Here is a 19,378-nt window from a genome sequence, read left to right on the forward strand (position 1 = left end):
GAAGGGCGGTGACCCCCTTCGGGGTCCACCGCCCTTCACGCCTGTGCGCGGGTGTACCGGTCAGTCACCGATCAGCGCGTCGACGAAGGCGCCCGGCTCGAACGGGGCCAGGTCGTCCGGCCCCTCGCCGAGGCCGATGAGCTTCACGGGCACGCCCAGCTCGCGCTGGACGGCGATGACGATGCCGCCCTTGGCGGTGCCGTCCAGCTTGGTGAGGACGATGCCGGTGATGTCGACCACCTCGGCGAAGACCCGCGCCTGGACGAGGCCGTTCTGTCCGGTCGTGGCGTCGAGGACGAGCAGCACCTCGTCGAGCGGGCCGTGCTTCTCGACCACCCGCTTGACCTTGCCGAGCTCGTCCATCAGGCCGGTCTTCGTGTGCAGCCGGCCCGCGGTGTCGATGAGCACGACGTCGGCGCCCTCGGCGATACCTTCCTTCACCGCGTCGAAGGCGATCGAAGCGGGGTCGCCGCCCTCGGGGCCACGCACCGTGCGGGCGCCGACGCGCTCGCCCCAGGTCTGGAGCTGGTCGGCGGCGGCGGCGCGGAAGGTGTCCGCGGCGCCGAGCACGACACTACGGCCGTCGGCGACGAGGACCCGGGCGAGCTTGCCCGTCGTGGTCGTCTTGCCGGTGCCGTTGACCCCGACGACCATCACGACGCCGGGCGTCGCGTCGCCGCCCTCCGTCTTCACCTCACGGTCGAGGTCGGGGCCGAGCAGGGTGACGAGTTCCTCACGCAACAGGGTGCGCAGCTCGTCGGGCGTACGGGTGCCGAGGACGCGGACGCGCTCACGGAGCCGCTCCACGAGTTCCTGGGTGGGAGCGACGCCGACATCGGCGGTGAGGAGGGTGTCCTCGATCTCCTCCCAGGTGTCCTCGTCGAGGTTGTCGCGGGACAGCAGCGTGAGCAGGCCCTTGCCCAGGGAGTTCTGGGAACGCGCGAGCCGGGCGCGGAGCCGCACCAGACGGCCCGCGGTGGGCTCGGGGACTTCGAGCTCGGGTACCTCCGGCTCGATGACGACGGGGGTTTCCTCGACGGGAGTCCCGGCGCCGGGGAGACCGACCTCCTCGATGGTGCGCCGCGCTTCGTCGCGCGGCGTCTCGGCTTCCTCGCCGACACGGGGCTCGGCGGGAGGAGTGATGGTCGGCGTGCTCGACGGCGCCGAGGGCGGCAGCTGCTTCTTCTTGCGGCTGCTGACCACGAGCCCGCTGATCAGGCCGACCGCGACCAGGGCGATGACTACAGCAAGGATGACGATTTCCATAACGCGTCCAGTATCGGCCACGGCCGCGGTCCGGCGCGGTCACAGAAGGCAGCGGGTGTCCGCGAGCTGGCCGGTATGCCACGTTTGGGGGTAAAGGTACGCTGCTGCCCGTGGAGAACCGCGGCCTGGACCCTGTCCCGGATCATGAGCGCACCGGCCGGGTCCGCACCCTCTTCCCCACCTGGGTGACGGCCAACCTGACCGTGCTGCTGCTGACGGTGGGCGCGGGGCTCACCGTCCTCGACGGGCTGAACCTCTGGCAGGTGCTGGCCGTGGCCGTCACGGCGTCGGTCCTCTCCTTCGGGCTCGTCGGCCTCGTCTCCGTGGCGGGCAAGCGCGGCGGGGCGCCCGGTATGGCACTGTCCAGGGCGGTCTTCGGGCAGCGCGGCAACCTCTTCCCCGGCGCTCTGCTGTGGGTGGTCCGCTGGGGCTGGGAGACCGTGAACGCGGTCACCGGCTCCTACGCCCTGCTGGCCGTGCTGCATCTGCTCTTCGGCGTCCGGAGCACCCCCACGCTGATCCTGGTCACACTGACGGCCTTCGTCGCCGGCGGCTTCCTCGTGTCGGGGATCGGGATCAGGGCGTTGCGGGTGGCCTCCCGGGTCTCCGTCGCCCTTTTCGGGGCAGCGACCCTTCTGGTCCTCGGCCATCTGGTGGAGACGGCGCCGTGGCGGACCGTCCTGGAGCAGCCGCCGGGCCCGGCGGCGATGATGGTCGCCGGGGTGGGGACGCTGGTGGCCGGGGGCCTGAGCTGGGTCCCCTCGGCGCCGGATTTCGCCCGCTACCTGCCCAGGTCCGCGTCGGACCGTGCGATGGTCGTCGCGGCCGTGGGAGGGGCACTCGTCACCGTCCCCCCGATGGTGGCGACGGGCGCCGTGATGGCCGTGAGCTCACCGCATCTGGCCGTGGCGAAGGACCCCGTGGCGTTCATCGGCGAGTTGCTGCCGAAGTGGATCTCGGTGCCGTACCTGCTGATGGCCGTCATCGGCATGGTTCTGGTCAACGCGATGTCGATGTACTCCGCCGGCTTCACCGCCCAGACCCTCGGATTCGCGGTCCCCCGCGCCTGGGCCGTGGGTGTGAACGCGGCGATCAGCCTGCTGCTGGGCGGGACGCTGATGATGGTGGCCACGAGCTTCGTCGACACCTTCCTCTCCTTCCTCACCCTGCTCGGCGTGACGTTCTCCGCCTGGGCCGGGGTCTTCGGAGTGGACCTGCTCCGAGGCCGTGTGTACGACCCCGAGGCCCTCATGGACACCACGCCCCGCAGCGGCTACTGGTACTCCGGCGGCTACAGCCGGCAGGCCATGGCCGCCTGGGGCACGGCCCTCGTGGTGGGCCTGCTGTTCACCGACGTGGAATGGTTCACGGGACCGCTGGGCGCCTCCTGGACGGGGCGTCACGGGCTGGGCTGGGCGGTCACGATCCTCGTCGCGGCGGGGATGTACGCGGCGCTGCCCCGGCCGGCGGACGGAACGGGCCGGGCGCCCGCCCGGTTCTGATGCCGCGTCGCCGCCCCGGCCCGCCTCCGGACAGCACGCTGCCCCGGTCCGGCATGGGCCGGTCCGGGGCAGCGTGTCCGAGGAGAGGGGCAGCGGGGATTAGCCCATCTCCTCCAGCGCCTTGCCCTTGGTCTCCTTCACGAACTTGAGCACGAAGGGGATCGAGAGCACGGCGAAGCAGGTGTAGATGATGTAGGTGCCCGAGAGGTTCCAGTCGGCCAGGCTCGGGAAGCTCGCGGTGATCGCCCAGTTGGCGATCCACTGCGCGGAGGCGGCGACGCCGAGGGCGGCGGCGCGGATGCGGTTCGGGAACATCTCACCGAGGAAGACCCAGACCACGACACCCCACGACAGGGCGAAGAAGAGCACGAAGACATGGGCCGCGACAAGGGCCACGGTGCCCTGCGTGGTGGGCAGCTTGCCGTCGACGAGGTCGGCGGAGAAGGCCCACGCCTCGAACGCCAGGGCGATCGCCATACCCATGGATCCGATGAGCGCGAGGGGCCTGCGGCCCACACGGTCCACCAGGATCATGGCGATCACGGTGCCGATGATGTTGATGATCGACGTGGTGAACGAGTAGAAGAACGAGTCGGTCGGGTCGATGCCGACGGACTGCCAGAGCGTCGCCGAGTAGTAGAACGCGACGTTGATGCCGACGAGCTGCTGGAAGACCGACAGTCCGATACCGACCCAGACGATCGGCAGGAAGCCGAAACGGCTGCCGAGCAGGTCGCTGAACTTGGACTTGTGCTCGCGGCGCATGGCCGTCTCGATCTCGTCCACGCGAGCGTCGAGGTCGACGTGCTTGCCCTCGACCTCTTCGAGGATCTTCCGGGCGCGGTCCCTCTTGCCCACGGAGATCAGGAAGCGCGGCGACTCGGGGATCACGAAGGACAGGAGCCCGTACAGGATGGCCGGCAGGACCATCACGCCCAGCATCCACTGCCAGGCCTCGAAGCCGGCGATCTTGCCGCGCTGGTCGCCGTCGGCGATCTGCAGGATGCCGTAGTTGACCAGCTGCGAGATGGCGATGCCGACCACGATGGCGGCCTGCTGGAAGGACCCGAGGCGCCCTCGGTAGGCGGGCGGCGAGACCTCGGCGATGTACGCCGGGCCGATGACCGAGGCCATGCCGATCGCGAAGCCGCCGATGATCCGCCACATGGCGAGGTCCCAGAGGGCGAACGGCAGCGCCGAACCGACGGCACTGATGGTGAACAGCACCGAGGCGATCTGCATGCAGCGGATACGGCCGATCCGGTCGGCGATGCGCCCCGCCGTGGCCGCGCCGATGGCACAGCCGATCAGAGCGATGGCGATGACCTGCGCCAGCGTCCCTGACCCGATGTCATAGCGGTCACGGATGGCCTCGACGGCGCCGTTGATCACGGAGCTGTCGTAGCCGAAGAGGAAGCCGCCCATCGCCGCGGCAGCCGTGATGAAGATGACGTGGCCGAGATGGTCCGGGTGTGCCCCTCGGGCCCCGGACTCCGGTCCGCTCGCTGTGCTGGTCACATGAACTCCTGGTACCTGGCAACAACGTCAGGTGTGGGGGGTGAGCCCTCCTAGTGGCGCACAACTTCTGGCCGACCACCACTTGAAGGTAAAAACAACATTGCTGAGGTTATGCGTTCAAGTTTCGAAGTCAAGAGTCGGGTTCGGATGAAATGGTTCCTCACAAGTACCCAGGAACACCCAAAAGGTGCGTTGAAGTGTTGAAGATTAGGTAAAGAGGGTGTGAGCCCCCGTCAGCCGAGCGCGGAGCTCTCAGCGGAGCCGCTGACTGATCACCTTGGAGACTCCGTCCCCCTGCATCGAGACGCCGTACAGTGCGTCGGCGACCTCCATCGTCCGCTTCTGGTGCGTGATGACGATGAGCTGGGAGCTCTCCTGGAGCTCCTCCATGATCCGGATCAGCCGCTGCAGATTGGTGTCGTCGAGCGCCGCCTCGACCTCGTCCATGACGTAGAAGGGACTCGGCCGGGCCTTGAAGATGGACACCAGCAGGGCAACGGCCGTCAGGGATCGCTCGCCGCCGGACAGCAGCGACAGGCGCTTGACCTTCTTGCCCGGCGGCCTCGCCTCGACGTCGAGACCGGTCGTCAGCATGTTGTCCGGGTCGGTGAGGACGAGGCGGCCCTCGCCGCCCGGGAAGAGCCGGGAGAAGACACCCTCGAACTCGCGGGCGGTGTCCCGGAAGGCCTCCGTGAACACCTGCTCGACCCGCTCGTCGACCTCCTTGATCACCTGCATCAGGTCGGCCCGGGTCTTCTTCAGGTCTTCGAGCTGCTCGGACAGGAACTTGTGCCGTTCCTCCAGCGCCGAGAACTCCTCCAGGGCTAGCGGATTCACCTTCCCGAGTTGCTGGTACGCCCGTTCGGCCGCCTTCAGCCGCTTCTCCTGCTCGGCCCTGACGAAGGGCTTCGGCTGGTTGCGCGGATGCTCCGGATCCGACGGAAGCTCCTCCCCCTCCGCCGCGGGGGACGGCGGTACGAGCTGCTCGGGACCGTACTCCGCGGCCAGCCCCGCCGGCTCGACGCCGAACTCCTCCAGCGCCTTGGCCTCCACCTGCTCCATGCGCAGCCGTTTCTCGGCCCCGAGGACCTCACCCCGGTGCACGGAGTCGGTGAGCCGGTCCAGCTCGCCCTTGAGGTCCCGGCCCCGGCCGCGTTCGGCCGCCAGGTCCCGCTCACGCTCGGCCTTCGCCGCCTCGGCCCTGGTCCGTTCCACCTCCGCCCGTACGACCGAGACCTCGACGTGCGCGAGCAGCTGCCGGGCACCGGATGCCACGGCGGTGGCCACGGCGGCCTCGTGGCGCAGCCGGGCACGACGCTGTTCGGCGCGGGCGCGCGCCTCACGCTCGGCACGGGCCCCGCGGTCGAGCGCGTCCGCACGTCCGGCGAGCCCCTTGACCCGTTCCTCATGGGTACGCGCCTGGAGCCGGGCCTCCATCTCGGTCTGGCGTGCGTTGGCGCCGTCGGCGGCGAGCCGGTCCCGTACGGAGGTGTCGGGTTCCTCCTCCACCGGGGTCTCCTCCGCGACCAGCAGCCTCTCCGCCAGCTCCTCGGCCTCCTCGGTGGCCCGCTCCAGCGCCTCCTGGGCGCGGGCGGCGGAGGCGGTCGTCCGCTCGGCCTCACCGGCGGCGCCCCGTGCCTGCCCGGCCAGGCGCCCGAGCTGCTGTGCCACCCCGGACTTCTCCCGCTCGGCTGCCCGGCGCCGCTCACCCAGTTCCTCCGCCCGGGCCGCGCACCCGGCGCGCCGGGCGGCCGCGGCACGCTGGTCCGAGGCCAGCTGGTCGCAGCGCACGGCGAGCGCCGCGAGCTCGGCGGCTGCCTCGTCGACCGAGGCCTGGACCTCCAGCAGACTCGGCGCCCCGGCCGACCCGCCGTGTGCGAAGTGGGCCCCCAGTACGTCGCCCTCGGCGGTGACGGCGGTCAGCCCGGAGTGGGCGGCGACCAGCTCCTCGGCGTCCTCCAGAGTCCCCACGACGACCATGTCCCGCACCAGTCGCCGTACGGCCGCCAGCAGTTCGGGGGGCCCCTGCAACAGGCCGGCGACGGCGGGCGCGGCAGACTCCCCGGTGACGACCGAGGTCTCCGGCGGCTCGGTCCGGCCGGCCCGAGCCGCGTCACCGGAGGCCGTGACAGGGCTCGCGGAGCGCTGGTCCGCGCCGACTGCGGTGACGGCCCGGCAGCCCTGCCCCGTCCCGGATGCCTGCCCCGGCACCTGGCCGGCAGGGGCGCCCGGCAGCAGTTCCGTACCCTGCGACGGCACCTGCCCGGCTCTCACGGCGCCCAGGACCAGCGCCGCGCGCCCCGCGTCCTGCTTGCGCAGGAGGCGGATCGCGTCCGCGGCGGTGGCGGGATCCGTCACGGCGACGGCGTCGGCGGCCGCACCGAGAGCCGCCGCCACCGCCACCTCGTGCCCCGGGGCCACCGTGAGCAGTTCGGCGAGAGGGCCGAGCAGACCTGGGAGCCGGTCCCCCGCGCCGAGCAGCACCCCGGTGCCGTCCTTGCGCCGCAGTCCAAGCGAGAGCGCCTCGTGCCGGGCGGAGACCGCCGCGCGGCTGCGTTCCGCCGCGGTGACCGCTTCGCGCGCCGCGCTCAGGGCCTCCTCCGCTCCGGTGAGTTCCCGCTTGGCGGCCTCGTGCCGCTCCGCCAGCTCCGCGTCGCCTGCGTCCAGGCCCTCGACCTCGGCCTTGAGCTGCTCGTACTCCTCCTCGGCCGCCACCGCGCGCTCCCGCGCCTCGTCCCGGGCCGAGGCCAGCCGGTCGATCTCGGCCTGCGCCGAACCCGCCCGGCCGCGGGCGGCGTTGACCTGACCGTTGAGCCGGGCGAGCCCTTCGCGCCGGTCGGCGATGGCCCGGGCGGCGTCCCGGAGTCTGCGCTCCTCGGAAGCCAGCTCCCTCTCCAGGTCGGACCGGTGCGCGGTGGTGTCCTCGAGGGCGTGCTCCGCCGCTTCGAGTGCCGCCTCCAACTCCGCCTCCTGCTCGCGGATCCGGGCGGCCTCACGCTCCATGTCCTCGGGATCGCGCCCGCGCCGCTCCTCCTCCGGAGCCGCGGTGGCGCTCTTCACCCGCGCGTCGGCGAGCGAGATCGTGCCCCGCACGCGCTCGGCCAGCTGTGAGAGGTCGTACCAGGTCTGCTGGGCCCGCTGGAGACGGGGCGCCAGCCGGCGCACCTCGTCCTCCAGGTCCGCCTCGCGCACGAGTGCCGCCTTGAGTTGCGACTCCGTCGCCTCCCGGCGCTGTTTGAGGGCGGCCTCGTCGGCGATCTCCTCGCGCAGCGCCTCCCGCAGCCGCACCATGTCGTCGGCGAGGAGCCGCAGCCGGGCGTCCCGCAGGTCCGCCTGGATGACGGCGGCCCGGCGGGCCACCGCTGCCTGCCGGCCCAGAGGCTTGAGCTGGCGGCGCAGTTCGTCGGTGAGGTCCTGGACGCGGGCGAGGTTCGCGCCCATCGCCTCCAGTTTCCGCAGCGCCTTCTCCTTGCGCTTGCGGTGCTTGAGCACGCCCGCCGCCTCCTCGATGAAGGCGCGGCGCCCGGTCGGATCGGCGTGCAGGACGGAGTCCAGCCGGCCCTGGCCGACGATGACGTGCATCTCACGGCCGATACCGGAGTCCGAGAGGAGTTCCTGGATGTCGAGCAGCCGGCAGGTGTCGCCATTGATCTGGTATTCGCTGCCGCCGTTGCGGAACATGATCCGGGTGATCGTCACTTCGGCGTACTCGATGGGCAGCGCGCCGTCGGAATTGTCGATCGTCAGCGACACTTCCGCGCGCCCCAGCGGCGGCCTTCCCGTGGTGCCGGCGAAGATCACGTCTTCCATCTTGCCGCCGCGCAGGGATTTGGCGCCCTGCTCACCCATGACCCAGGAGAGCGCGTCCACCACATTGGATTTGCCCGAACCATTGGGGCCGACGACGCAGGTGATCCCCGGTTCGAACCGAAGGGTCGTGGCCGAGGCGAACGATTTGAAACCACGGAGGGTCAGGGCCTTGAGGTGCACGCCGCCGGACTCTACCTTTCACTCTCGGTTTCGCTGATGAAGGTGCAGGGCACATCAGACGGTAAGCGAAGAGAGATAGGGCGGGGACGGGGCCGGGGGGAAAGAAAAAAGGGACGCCGGAGCGTCCCTGGTGAATGCCGCACAGTGTTGCTGTGCAGTCATCCGAGCACAGCCTTGCGTGACGGATCGCGCGAACCGGCCGGATCCCGAGCGATCCTCGGTGGTCCAGGACGACGATCCGTGACGAAGACTTCGGTGGTTGTTCCCGAGCGGGTGTCGTGCGGCCCGACCGGCCCCGGCAGGGCCTGGGGGTCAGGTCAGCGCGGGCTCCGCCTGGGGTACGTCGATGTCGATGCTGTCGAGCAACGACTCCTGGTGCTGGGCGGCGGCGTTGAGCGCGTCGTTCTCGTCCTGGATCCGTACGAGCTCGGATTCCAGGTCGTGGACGCGCTTCTGAAGCCGTCGCATCTCGGCGAGGAGTCGCGGATCGGAACCGCCGACGTAACCGAGAAGCGCCTTTGCCATGATGCTTGGTCCTCCACACTGAGTGACCGACCGATGCGGTGTGGGTCGTGAGGGAATCGCACCCGCGGTGTTCGGCAGTGCTCTGTATCCACTGCTGTTCCGCTGTCTCCAGCTCTGCCGAACAGCTAAGGTGCGCGGGGATTTCAGCGTCTCACCAAAAAGTTTGACGGTCAACACGATCACACACCGACGGGCCGGGTGTCCCGGGGGCGCGCGGCCGGACGATCACGCGGCGCTGCTCTCCTGCGGGTTCCCGAGGGGCGTGGAGATCTTCGTCAATGCCGCAGCCTGGCATGGCGCGCGCCACTTGGCAACCATGTGCAAGTGCCGGCTTCTTTCGCAGGTCATTTCGGGTGCGAACCCTTCAGCCCGCCCTCGGGTGACCGTGCGCCGCCCTTTGACCACCCTGCGGACCCGGCCCCCATTCCGGAGCCGGAATCAGCGGATCGCGAATCCCTCGTAACCGCCGCGTGGCGTGTCCCAGATCTCAGTGACGCCGTCCACGCGGCCGGGAGTGTCGTCGGAGCCGAGCCAGTCCAGCAGACGGTGGCAATTCTCACGCGGCCCTTCGGCCACCACCTGCACCCGGCCGTCGTCGAGATTGAGTGCGAAGCCGGTGAGCTTTCCGATCTCCAAAGCATTTGCCCTGGTGAACCAGCGGAACCCTACTTGCTGTACTCGGCCGCGTACCCACACGACGAGGCGTGCATCTTCGTTCATGCCCGAACGCTAACCGGCCAATTGCTCGCGCAGCACGCCGCCCCGAACAGCCATGCCGTAAGGTCCCCTCGCAATAGCCTCACCCGAACGGGTGAGTCGGATCTTGAATACGGTGCCGTCGGAACGACGCCCGGTGCACGAGGAAGGCACAGCGCATGGGACGGCATCGACGCGCAGGCGCGGCCCCCGCCGCTGAGCAGCACGCGGCAGGCACGGAGGGCGGCCACCACGGTGCACGCCGGAAGAAGCGGGCGGGCATACCCGTACGCGCCGGGCTCCTCGGCGTCTCCGCGGCCGTGGCCGTCGGTGCCGTCGCCGTCGCGTCCGGCCTGTTGCCGGGGGGCGACACCTACAGCATCAGTGGTGGCGGTGCCGCCGACCAGGTCCACGCGGGCGGCGCTCCCGACCTGCTGACCCAGGGCGAGTCCTCCGACGAGCCGACCGGCCGCACCTCGGCCTCCGCGCCGGCCGAGGCCGACAGGGGTGCGGGCCGTTCGGCCGCACCCTCGAAGTCTCCCTCCGCCACTCCGAGCGCGAAGCCGAGCACCGAACCGTCCGCCTCCGCGTCGAAGTCCGCGTCGAAGGCGCCGGAGCGTACGAAGGCACCGGCAGCCGCTCCGAAGAAGTCCGCCTCGTCCGCCCCGGCGACCAGGACCCCGGCCGCTCCGAAGCCTTCTTCGGCCACCCCGACCAGCAAGGCCACGCCGTCGTCGAGCCCGTCCGCCACCTCCGCACAGGCAGCCGTGCTCGCGCTCGTCAACCAGGAGCGCGCGAAGGTCGGCTGCAGCCCGGTCACCACCAGCGCCCCGCTCACGGCACTCGCCCAGGACTTCAGCGAGGACATGGCCGCCCGTGACTTCTTCGGCCACACCGATCCCGACGGGGCGACCCCCTGGGACCGTGCCGCCGCAGCCGGAGTGGAGGGACTCGGCGGCGAGAACATCGCGCGCGGCCAGGCCGACGCACAGGCCGTGATGGACGCCTGGATGAACAGCGAGGGCCACCGCGCGAACATTCTCAACTGCGACTACAGGACGCTCGGCGTGGGCGTCCACCTCGGCTCCGGCGGCCCCTGGTGGACGCAGGACTTCGGCTTCTGAGAAGCCCGCAGGTCAACGACCTGTGTCCGGCCTGCTTCCAAGAGCCCTGGGATACGTTTTGAAGCCCCTCCCCGGCCTCGGGGAGGTGACTCGGGGCAGGCGTGGGGTGGAGTCGTGCGGGATGCGATCGACGCGGTGGACTGGTCGGCCGTCCCAGGCCATCCCGACTGGTACGAACCGGAGCACGCCTCTCGCGGCCTGCGCGCCCTGGCAGATGCCGTGCACCTCGTGCGGGCAGCTGAGGCCGGCTCGCTGCTCGGCGGCGGTGGCATCGTCCACGGGCACAGTGGCGCGGTGTTTCCGGCGGCCGCCGTCGCCGCTCCCCTGCTCCTCGACATCGTCCAGCACGGGCACCCGGCTGCCGGGGAAACCGCGTTGGGACTGCTCGACGAGGCCCTGTCGTTCCGCCCCCGTCCCGGATACACGCGCGTGCTGCCGCCCCACGGGGCGGCGGTCCCGATCTGCTGTGTCATCGCCGATCACGTGAGAGCCCGCACCGCTCCGCTCTCCCGCATGGGCAGTACGGGCAAGGCGCTGCTCGCCGATGCCGCCGAGCACTGGCGCTTCGATGTCCGGGAGAGCGTGGCCGACGGCGATGACACGGCAGCCTTCGGATCTCTGGCAGGCCGTTTCCCGGACGACGTGGGCGCGGTGGAACTGAACGTCGCCGGTGAGTTCACCGTGCTGGACCGCGTCGGTCTCGAGTACGCGCCTCAGGAGGGCTCCGCCGAGGCATGCCTGCGCGTCGGGGGACTGCTTCCGGGTGACCTGCCACCCGGCGCCATCCTGTATCCGGCGGGGTGCGGGCTGTAGTCGGGCAGTCCCTGCGGTCAACTGCCGCGTCGCTGCCCTGTACCCGGACGGCACACCCGGAGGGCACCGTGTCGGGCGCGAGCGGAACAGCCGCCGTGACCTGCTGAGCAGACCGGCGCAGCGCTCACCGGAAGCCAGCGCTGTACCGGCGTAAGCTGGCGCTCATGAGTGAGACGGCCAGCGGCCCCGTACAGGACGACAGCGAATCGGCCTTCGACGTCTTCTCACGGCGGTGCCCCTCGCGGGAGACGCTGGAGCACGTCACCGGGCGCTGGGGCGGACTGACCCTGGGCGCGCTGCACGAGAGCGGCGCCCGTTTCAACGAGTTGCGCCGCCGGGTCGACGGGGTCAGCGAGAAGATGCTCTCCCAGACACTGCACGCGCTGGAGCGCGACGGCCTGGTGCACCGGGAGGCGCAACTGACCAATCCGCCGCGTGTCGACTACGGCCTCACGCCGCTCGGCAGCCAGGTCGCGGAGCGGCTGATGGACCTCATCGAGCTCGTGGAGGGCCGGATGCCCGAGGTTGTCGAGGCCCGCAGCCGGTACGACGCCACGCACGGCGCCTGACGGGAGACCGTCAGGAGATCCGTGGCGGACGCTGGCAGCGCGGGCAGAAGTAGCTGGAGCGGTTCATCCACGGCCGTCGGCGCATCGGCGTACCGCAACGGCGGCAGGGCTCGTCCTCCCGCCCGTAGGCGTCCAGGGACCGGTCGAAGTAACCGGACTCCCCGTTCACATTGACGTACAGGCTGTCGAAGCTGGTACCGCCCTGGTCGAGGGCCTCCCTCATCACTTCCCGGACGTGGCCGAGCAGCTCCGCCGTCCGGGGGCGCGTCAGGGTCGCGGTCGGCCGCTCGTAGTGGAGCCGGCTGCGCCAGAGCGCCTCGTCGGCGTAGATGTTACCGACGCCGCTGATCAGGGACTGGTCGAGGAGAGCCCGCTTGACCGTCGTACGGCGCAGGCGCAGCGCGAGGTGGAAGGCGTCGTCGTCGAAGGCCGGGTCGAGGGGGTCGCGTGCGATGTGGGCGATGACGTCGGGCAGGCCGTCGGGGGTGTTGTCGTGCAGGGACAGCCCTCCGAAGGTGCGCTGGTCGACGAAGCGCAGCTCGGTGCCGAGCGCGTCGTCGAAGCGGATCCGGATCCGCAGGTGCTTCTCGTCGGCGGCGTCCTCGGGCTGCACGAGCAGCTGACCGCTCATGCCGAGATGGCCCAGGAGCGAGGAGTCCGCCTCGTCGAGCGGCACCCAGAGGTACTTGCCGCGGCGCATCGCCGTGCCGAACCGCAGACCGCGCAGCCGGGCCGCGAAGTCCGCGCCGCCCGCGAGGTGCCTGCGGACCGCCCGCGGATGCAGGACCTCGACGGCCTCGACGGTGCGTCCGGCGGTCCAGCGTTCCAGGCCCCGCCGCACGACTTCGACCTCGGGCAGTTCGGGCACGGAGGGCACTCCTTCGACGACGTGGCGGGACAGCGAAAACCCCCCGGTGCGCGAGGCACCGAGGGGCTTCCGGATGAATCAGGCAGGAGCTGCGTCCGAGTGCGACGGGCTCGCAGGGGTGTCGGCGACCCCTCCGTCGGCTGCGGCCTTGGCCGCGGCCTCCCGTGCTTCCGCGGCGGCGCTGATCTCGCGCCAGGCGGACTCGGCCGCCTGCTGCTCCGCTTCCTTCTTGCTACGACCGGTGCCGGTGCCGTACGAGACACCACCGACGCGAGCAGCAGCAGTAAAGGTCTTCTCGTGGTCGGGGCCGGTCTCCGTGACGAGGTACTCGGGTACTCCGAGGCTCTCGCTCGCGGTGAGCTCCTGGAGACTGGTCTTCCAGTCCAGGCCGGCTCCGAGGTTGGAGGACCTGTCGATCAGCGGGTCGAAGAGCCGGTGGACCAGCTCCGAGGCCGCGCCGAGGCCCTGATCGAGATAGACGGCGCCGATCACCGCTTCAAGGGTGTCGGCGAGGATGGAAGCCTTGTCCCGGCCACCCGTGCCCTCTTCACCGCGGCCGAGCCGGATGAAGGAGCCGAGTTCGAGGCCGCGGCCCACTTCCGCAAGTGCACGCGAGTTGACCACCGCGGCCCGCAACTTGGCCAGCTGGCCTTCGGGCAGGTCGGGGTGGGTGCGGTACAGCGTGTCCGTGACCACCAGGCCGAGAACCGAGTCCCCGAGGAACTCCAGCCGCTCGTTGGTGGGCAGACCGCCGTTCTCGTACGCGTACGAACGGTGGGTCAGCGCACGCACCAGAAGGGCGGACTCGAGGTGATACCCGAGCCGCCCTTCCAGAAGCGTGTGGGACGAGGCTGTGTTGATGTTGTCTGTCTGCTTCTTGGAGCTGGACAACTCAGACATCGGGCCTCTCACCAGCCGCTCAGACCTCGAGGACCTGGCGCTTGTTGTAGGTGCCGCAGCTCGGGCACGCAATGTGCTGGAGCTTCGGCTCCTGGCAACGCTCGCACGAAACCAGGGTGGGGACCGCAGCCTTCCACTGCGACCGGCGGTGGCGCGTGTTGCTGCGCGACATCTTCCGCTTCGGAACAGCCACGGCTACTTCTCCTGCTTCTCGTCGACGCCAGGTTCGGCGCCGCCCATGTTGTCCTTCTCGCCGTCCTGAACGGTCTCGGCGAGTCCTTGCAGTGCCGCCCAACGGATGTCGGCGACGTCGTGGTGGTGGTCAGGATTCTCGTCCAGCCTGATTCCGCATTCGGAACACAGACCGGCGCAGGTCTCCTTGCACACCGGCTGCAGCGGCAGTGCGAGCACCACCGCGTCACGCAGCACAGGCTCGAGGTCGAACGAGTCGTCCTCGAGAAAGAACCTGTCCTCGTCGTCCTCGGCGTCGTCGACCGGGTCCGCGGTCCTGCTGCGGTTCCGGTCATCGGCGTCAGGGTACGAGAACATCTCCTGGAAGTCCGCTTCGACCTCGAGGGTCAGCGGCTCCAGACACCTTACGCACTCCCCCTCGGCCGTCGCACGGGCGGTGCCTGTGACGAGCACCCCTTCCATGACCGATTCGAGGCGGAGGTCCAGCGCCAGGGGCGCGTTCTCCGGAACACCGATGACCCCGTCGATGCCGAGGTCCTTCGGTGCTTCCGCCGTGCGGGTCAGCCGCTTCTGGGTACCCGGACGCCGGCCCAGCTCGCGCGTATCGAACACGAGAGGGCTGCGGTGGTCGAGGTGGCCGTTCAGGGCTTTTCCTGCTTTCGAAATCATGTGCGTGGTGCGGCTTCGGGAGGGCCGCCCCTGTCCTGACGGAAAGAGGGCAGCCGGGATCGCGGACATACACGCGACCGAAGAGCCAGGATACTGGACGTACCGCCCAGCTCCCAATCCGGTCCGGGGCGCTCCGGTCAGCGGCCCTGTTCGTACCGGCGCAGCTGTTCCAGGTCGATCATGCTGGTGTCGAAGAGGCTGGTCTCGTCGAGCGCGCTCTCACCCTGCTGTGCGGGGATCTGGGCCTGCTGCTGCCAGCCGTACTCCTGCTGCTGGTTCGGGTCGTACGCCTGCTGCTGGTAGCCGTAGGGGTCGGGCTGCTGCTGGTAGCCGTAGCCGTCCTGCGGCTGCTGCTGGTCCTGGTACCCGTAGCTCTGGGCGTACTGCGGCTCGGGCTGGGCCGGGAAGCCGGGCTGTGCGGGGTCCTGGTAGCCGGCCACCGGGGCGTAGTCCGGCTGCGCGGGCTCGGCGTAGGAGTGCTGCTGGGGGCTCCGGGGCGGCTCGGGGGTGGCGAGCTCGGCCAGACCGGCCCAGTGGTCCTCGTCACTCGTGTGCTGGGAGCCTCCTGCCGCGTCCTGGGCGGCCATGTGCGCGCCCAGGTCGTCGGTGGCGACCCGTCCGTGCAGCTTCTGGCGGCCCCGGCCGACGGCCTCCAGGGTCTTGGCGAGCACGGCCTCGAAGGCGCCGAGCTTGGTGTCCACGTAGTCGTCGGCGCGCCGGCGGAGCGTCTCCGGGTCGGCACTGCGCTCGGGCGCCTCGGCGAAGTCGGGGTCCTCGTAGCCCTGCTCGTCCACGCCCTGGCCGCGGCCGAGAAGCTTCTCGCGGCCCCGGTCGACGGACCCGATGGTCTTGGTGAGGACGACCTCGAAGTTGGCCAGCTTGCTGTCGACGTACTCGTCGGCCTCGCCGCGGACCTCGTCGGCCTCCCTGCGGGCCTCGGAGAGGATCCGGTCCGCCTCGGCCTGGGACTGCTGGGCGACCTCGGTGCCGGAGATCAGTGAGCCGCGCTCCGCGCGGGCGGACTCGATGATCCGCCCGGCCTCCTGCCGGGCCTGCTCGACGAGCTGCTCGTTGCCGCCGATGAGCTCCTCGGCGTGGGCGAGCGAGCCGGGCAGGGCCTCGCGCACCTCCTCGAGCATCGCGAGCAGCTCGGCCCGGTTGACCACGCAGGACGCCGACATGGGCATGGACCGGGCGTTCCCGACCGTTTCGACGATCTCGTCGAGCTTCTTCTGCACGTCCACCGTGTGCTCGCCACTCTCTGCTGCTGTTGGAGACGGACGGGACGACTGTAAGGCCAGTCGCCTGCCGCACGACACCTGGTGACGGTCCGTCAGTGCTTCACTTCTCGCCGAGACGCTTCACGAGGGCCTCGTGGACCACCGGCGGAAGCAGGTGGGCCACGTCTCCGCCCCAGGTGGCGACCTCCTTGACCAGGGAGGACGACAGGAAGCTGTAGGTGGGGTTCGTCGGCACGAAGAGGGTCTCGACCCCCGAGAGGCCGTTGTTCATCTGGGCCATCTGCAGCTCGTAGTCGAAGTCGCTGACGGCCCGCAGGCCCTTCACGATCGCGGGGATGTCGCGCTGCTTGCAGAAGTCGACCAGCAGGCCGTGGAAGGACTCGACCTCGACGTTCCCGAAGTCCGCCGTCACCTCGCGGATCAGCTCGATCCGCTCGTCGACGGTGAACAGGCCCTTCTTGGACTGGTTGATCATCACGGCGACGTGCACGACGTCGTACAGCTTCGAGGCTCGTCCGATGATGTCGAGATGTCCGTTGGTGATGGGGTCGAACGACCCCGGACAGACGGCGCGGCGCAACGTGATTCCCTCGCTCTCCGGTGCGGTCATCGTGCGTCTTCGCACGTAGAAGCGGCGCGACCGTACCAAAACGTGGCTTCGCCGTAGCGACGCGACCGCTGTGGTTCGAATCCGTCGGGCCAGGTGAATTCCCCGCCTCTGGTGCTCCGTTCCACCGTGACGAGAGCGTCGCCCGTGAGCCACCCCTTAGCGCGGAGTGTGAGGAGGATCTCCCGAAGATCGTCGTCGGTGACGGCGTACGGCGGATCGAGGAAGACCACGTCGTACGGTCCGGAGGGCGCCGGGCCCGTCACGATCTGTTCGGCTTTGCCCGCACGGAACTCGGCGCCGGGCAGACCGAGGGTGCGGATGTTGTCGCGGACGGTGCGCGCGGCCTTGGCATCGGCCTCCACGAGCAGGGCGTGGGCGGCTCCGCGCGAGAGCGCCTCCAGTCCCACCGCGCCGGAACCCGCGTACAGATCGGCGACACGGATGCCGTCGAGCGTGCCCAGGAGCGCTTCCCAGGTGGAGAACAGGGCCTCGCGCGCACGGTCGGAGGTGGGGCGGGTGCCGGTGCCGGGCGGGACGGCCAGGCGGCGTCCGCCGGCCGTGCCGGCGATCACGCGGGTCATGGGTCTGTTCCTCGGGTCGCGGGCGGCGCGCAGGACGGGACGTGCGCCGTGCTCCCCACGATATGGCGTCGCCGGGGATCCGCCCTGTCACCCCTTGTCGAGGTACTCCTCCCGGTCCTTGTCGAGCAGGGCGTCCAGCGCGGTGCGCAGCTCGGGCAGCCGCTCGAGCCCGGGGTCGTCCGCGACGACCCGGACGGCCTCCTCCCGGGCCGCGGCGATGACCTCCTCGTCGTCGATGACGCTGAGCACGCGCAGGGAGGAGCGGACACCGGACTGGGCCTGGCCGAGGACATCGCCCTCGCGGCGCTGTTCGAGGTCGATGCGGGAGAGCTCGAAGCCGTCGAGGGTGGCGGCCACCGCGGACAGCCTCGCCCGGGCGGGGCTCGCCTCGTGGGCCTCGCTGACCAGCAGGCAGAGGCCGGGGGCGCTGCCGCGCCCGACGCGGCCCCTCAGCTGGTGCAGCTGGGACACGCCGAACCGGTCCGCGTCCATGATCACCATCGCGGTGGCGTTGGGGACGTTCACGCCCACCTCGATGACGGTGGTGGCGACGAGGACGTCGGCCTGTCCGGCGGCGAACCGGCGCATCACGTCGTCCTTGTCGTCGGCCGGCATCCTGCCGTGCAGGACCTCGACGCGCAGACCGGCGAGCGGACCCTTGGCCAGCTGGTCGGCGATGTCCAGCACGGCGAGCGGCGGCCGCTTCTCGGCGTCGTCCTCGGGGGCTGCCTGCTTCTTCCCCTTGCCCTTCTCCTTCTTCTCCGCCGCGTCGTCGGCGTCGTCGCCGATGCGGGGGCACACGACGTACGCCTGGTGACCGTTCTCCACCTCCTCCCGGACGCGTTCCCAGGCGCGGCTGAGGAAGTGCGGCTTGTCCTTGGCGGGGACGACGTGACTGGCGATGGGCGACCGGCCGGCCGGCAGCTGGTCGAGCACCGAGGTCTCCAGATCGCCGAAGACCGTCATCGCGACCGTCCGGGGAATGGGCGTGGCCGTCATGACCAGCAGGTGGGGCGGCTGCTTCCCCTTGGAACGCAGCGCGTCGCGCTGTTCCACGCCGAAGCGGTGCTGCTCGTCGACGACGACCAGACCGAGGTCGTGGAACTGCACCTTGTCCTCGATCAGCGCATGGGTGCCGATGACGATCCCGGCCTCGCCCGTGACCAGGTCGAGCAGCGCCTGGCGGCGGGCCGCCGTGCCCATGGACCCGGTGAGCAGGACGACCTTCGTGCCGAGGTCGGAGCCGCCGAGCATCCCGCCTTCTGCGAGCTCGCCCATCATCTCGGTGACCGACCGGTGGTGCTGCTGGGCCAGTACCTCGGTGGGCGCGAGCATCGCCGCCTGGCCGCCCGCGTCGACGACCCTGAGCATGGCGCGCAGGGCGACCAGGGTCTTGCCGGAACCGACCTCGCCCTGGAGCAGCCGGTGCATGGGGTGTTCCGTCGCCAGGGCGTCGAAGATCTCCCCGGTGACTTTCTGCTGGCCCTCGGTGAGGGTGAAGGGAAGGGTCGCGTCGAAGGCGTCGAGCAGCCCGCCGGGGACGGATCCGCGTGCCTTCGCGGGGAGTTGGGTGTCGGCGTAACGGCGGCGGGCGAGCGCGACCTGGAGGACGAAGGCCTCGTCCCAGCGCAGCCGGTCCCGCGCGGCCGCGATGTCCGCCTTGGTCTGCGGGCGGTGGATCCTGAGCAGTGCCTCGGGCAGGGGGACGAATCCGCGCCCCTCACGCAGCGCCGGGGGCAGCGGGTCCACCGCCTCCTGGGCGCTGGGCAGGACGGTGTCGACGGCCTTCGCGATCCGCCAGGAGTCGAGCTGCTTGCAGGCCGGGTAGATCGGCAGCAGCTGCCCGGCGAAGGCGTCGACGGCCTCGGTCGCCTGCTCCTCGTCATGGGCGTCGAGGAGCTGGTAGGTGGGATGGGCGAGCTGCATCTTCCGGTTGAAGACGGAGGCCTTGCCCGCGAACATCGCCCTGCGGCCGGGCAGGAGCTCCTTGTGGGGCTTGTGGACGCCGTGCCCGAAGAAGACCAGTTGGAGCCTGCCGCTCCCGTCGGTGAGCGTGACCTCCAGCCGCTTGCCCCGGCCGTTGTTGAACATCATGATCCGCGCGTCCGCGACCTGGGCGACGACCGTCACGTGCTCGTCCAGCGGGAGCTCGGTGAGCGCCGTGAGGCGGCCCCGCTCCTCGTAGCGGCGCGGGTAGTGGTGCAGCAGATCACCGACCGTGTGCAGGTCGAGGTGTTCGGCCATCACCTTCGCGGTGGCTCCGCCGAGCAGCTTCTTGAGGGGTTCATCGAAAGCGGACACGGGGTCCATTGCA

General features: G+C 70.5%; 17 protein-coding genes. 4 read left to right on the plus strand and 13 right to left on the minus strand.

What is annotated here, in order from left to right:
- Positions 1-60: 60 nt before the first annotated feature.
- Positions 61-1,266, minus strand: coding sequence for a signal recognition particle-docking protein FtsY (gene ftsY, locus P8A20_RS09970; RefSeq protein ID WP_147959699.1), 1,206 nt, complete (start codon positions 1,264-1,266; stop codon positions 61-63).
- 110 nt (positions 1,267-1,376) lie between these two features.
- On the opposite strand from ftsY, the gene P8A20_RS09975 reads away from it, so the two are divergent.
- A complete protein-coding gene (locus tag P8A20_RS09975; protein WP_147959698.1) occupies positions 1,377-2,768 on the plus strand; it encodes a purine-cytosine permease family protein in 1,392 nt (463 codons plus the stop codon).
- A 99-nt stretch (positions 2,769-2,867) separates the two neighbouring features.
- Here the strand turns inward: P8A20_RS09975 and P8A20_RS09980 are convergent, their stop codons facing one another.
- The 4 genes from P8A20_RS09980 to P8A20_RS09995 form a co-directional block, all read right to left on the minus strand.
- Complete coding sequence (locus P8A20_RS09980) at positions 2,868-4,286, minus strand: sugar porter family MFS transporter (RefSeq protein ID WP_147959697.1); 1,419 nt, start codon at positions 4,284-4,286, stop codon at positions 2,868-2,870.
- 252 nt (positions 4,287-4,538) lie between these two features.
- A complete protein-coding gene (locus P8A20_RS09985; protein ID WP_306103360.1) occupies positions 4,539-8,276 on the minus strand; it encodes an SMC hinge domain-related protein in 3,738 nt (1,245 codons plus the stop codon).
- A gap of 312 nt (positions 8,277-8,588) precedes the next feature.
- The gene (locus P8A20_RS09990) at positions 8,589-8,801 is read right to left on the minus strand and encodes a hypothetical protein (RefSeq protein ID WP_147960468.1); all 213 of its coding nucleotides are present in this window, start codon (positions 8,799-8,801) and stop codon (positions 8,589-8,591) included.
- 438 nt (positions 8,802-9,239) lie between these two features.
- The gene (locus P8A20_RS09995; RefSeq protein WP_147959695.1) at positions 9,240-9,521 is read right to left on the minus strand and encodes an acylphosphatase; all 282 of its coding nucleotides are present in this window, start codon (positions 9,519-9,521) and stop codon (positions 9,240-9,242) included.
- A 155-nt stretch (positions 9,522-9,676) separates the two neighbouring features.
- Between P8A20_RS09995 and P8A20_RS10000 the strand changes: the two genes are divergently transcribed.
- From P8A20_RS10000 to P8A20_RS10010, 3 genes are all read left to right on the plus strand, one after another.
- Positions 9,677-10,621: a CAP domain-containing protein gene (locus P8A20_RS10000; protein WP_306103361.1), complete on the plus strand. Its 945-nt coding sequence runs from the start codon at positions 9,677-9,679 to the stop codon at positions 10,619-10,621.
- 114 nt (positions 10,622-10,735) lie between these two features.
- The gene (locus P8A20_RS10005; RefSeq protein ID WP_147959687.1) at positions 10,736-11,434 is read left to right on the plus strand and encodes a hypothetical protein; all 699 of its coding nucleotides are present in this window, start codon (positions 10,736-10,738) and stop codon (positions 11,432-11,434) included.
- A gap of 164 nt (positions 11,435-11,598) precedes the next feature.
- Positions 11,599-12,003: a winged helix-turn-helix transcriptional regulator gene (locus P8A20_RS10010; protein WP_306103362.1), complete on the plus strand. Its 405-nt coding sequence runs from the start codon at positions 11,599-11,601 to the stop codon at positions 12,001-12,003.
- Positions 12,004-12,013: 10 nt separating this feature from the next.
- Here the strand turns inward: P8A20_RS10010 and mutM are convergent, their stop codons facing one another.
- The 8 genes from mutM to recG form a co-directional block, all read right to left on the minus strand.
- The gene (gene mutM, locus P8A20_RS10015) at positions 12,014-12,871 is read right to left on the minus strand and encodes a bifunctional DNA-formamidopyrimidine glycosylase/DNA-(apurinic or apyrimidinic site) lyase (RefSeq protein WP_147959685.1); all 858 of its coding nucleotides are present in this window, start codon (positions 12,869-12,871) and stop codon (positions 12,014-12,016) included.
- 78 nt (positions 12,872-12,949) lie between these two features.
- Entirely contained in the window at positions 12,950-13,771 is an 822-nt protein-coding gene (gene rnc, locus P8A20_RS10020; protein WP_147959684.1) for a ribonuclease III, read from the minus strand.
- A 19-nt stretch (positions 13,772-13,790) separates the two neighbouring features.
- On the minus strand, positions 13,791-13,964 hold the full coding sequence (rpmF, locus tag P8A20_RS10025; RefSeq protein WP_003965982.1) for a 50S ribosomal protein L32: 174 nt from the start codon (positions 13,962-13,964) through the stop codon (positions 13,791-13,793).
- Between the two features lie 2 nt (positions 13,965-13,966).
- A complete protein-coding gene (locus P8A20_RS10030; RefSeq protein WP_147959683.1) occupies positions 13,967-14,632 on the minus strand; it encodes a YceD family protein in 666 nt (221 codons plus the stop codon).
- A 137-nt stretch (positions 14,633-14,769) separates the two neighbouring features.
- Positions 14,770-15,876 (minus strand): cell division initiation protein, encoded by a 1,107-nt coding sequence (locus P8A20_RS10035; RefSeq protein ID WP_306103363.1) that lies wholly within the window; start codon positions 15,874-15,876, stop codon positions 14,770-14,772.
- Between the two features lie 97 nt (positions 15,877-15,973).
- Positions 15,974-16,453 carry a pantetheine-phosphate adenylyltransferase gene (coaD, locus tag P8A20_RS10040; protein WP_187282194.1) on the minus strand — a complete coding sequence of 160 codons (480 nt, stop codon included), beginning with the start codon at positions 16,451-16,453 and terminating at the stop codon, positions 15,974-15,976.
- A 26-nt stretch (positions 16,454-16,479) separates the two neighbouring features.
- On the minus strand, positions 16,480-17,064 hold the full coding sequence (gene rsmD, locus P8A20_RS10045; RefSeq protein WP_306103364.1) for a 16S rRNA (guanine(966)-N(2))-methyltransferase RsmD: 585 nt from the start codon (positions 17,062-17,064) through the stop codon (positions 16,480-16,482).
- Positions 17,065-17,151: 87 nt separating this feature from the next.
- Entirely contained in the window at positions 17,152-19,374 is a 2,223-nt protein-coding gene (gene recG / locus P8A20_RS10050) for an ATP-dependent DNA helicase RecG (protein ID WP_306103365.1), read from the minus strand.
- Positions 19,375-19,378 lie beyond the last annotated feature (4 nt).

Origin of the sequence: Streptomyces sp. Alt3, from assembly GCF_030719215.1 — a bacterium.
Taxonomy (GTDB): Bacteria; Actinomycetota; Actinomycetes; order Streptomycetales; family Streptomycetaceae; genus Streptomyces; species Streptomyces glycanivorans.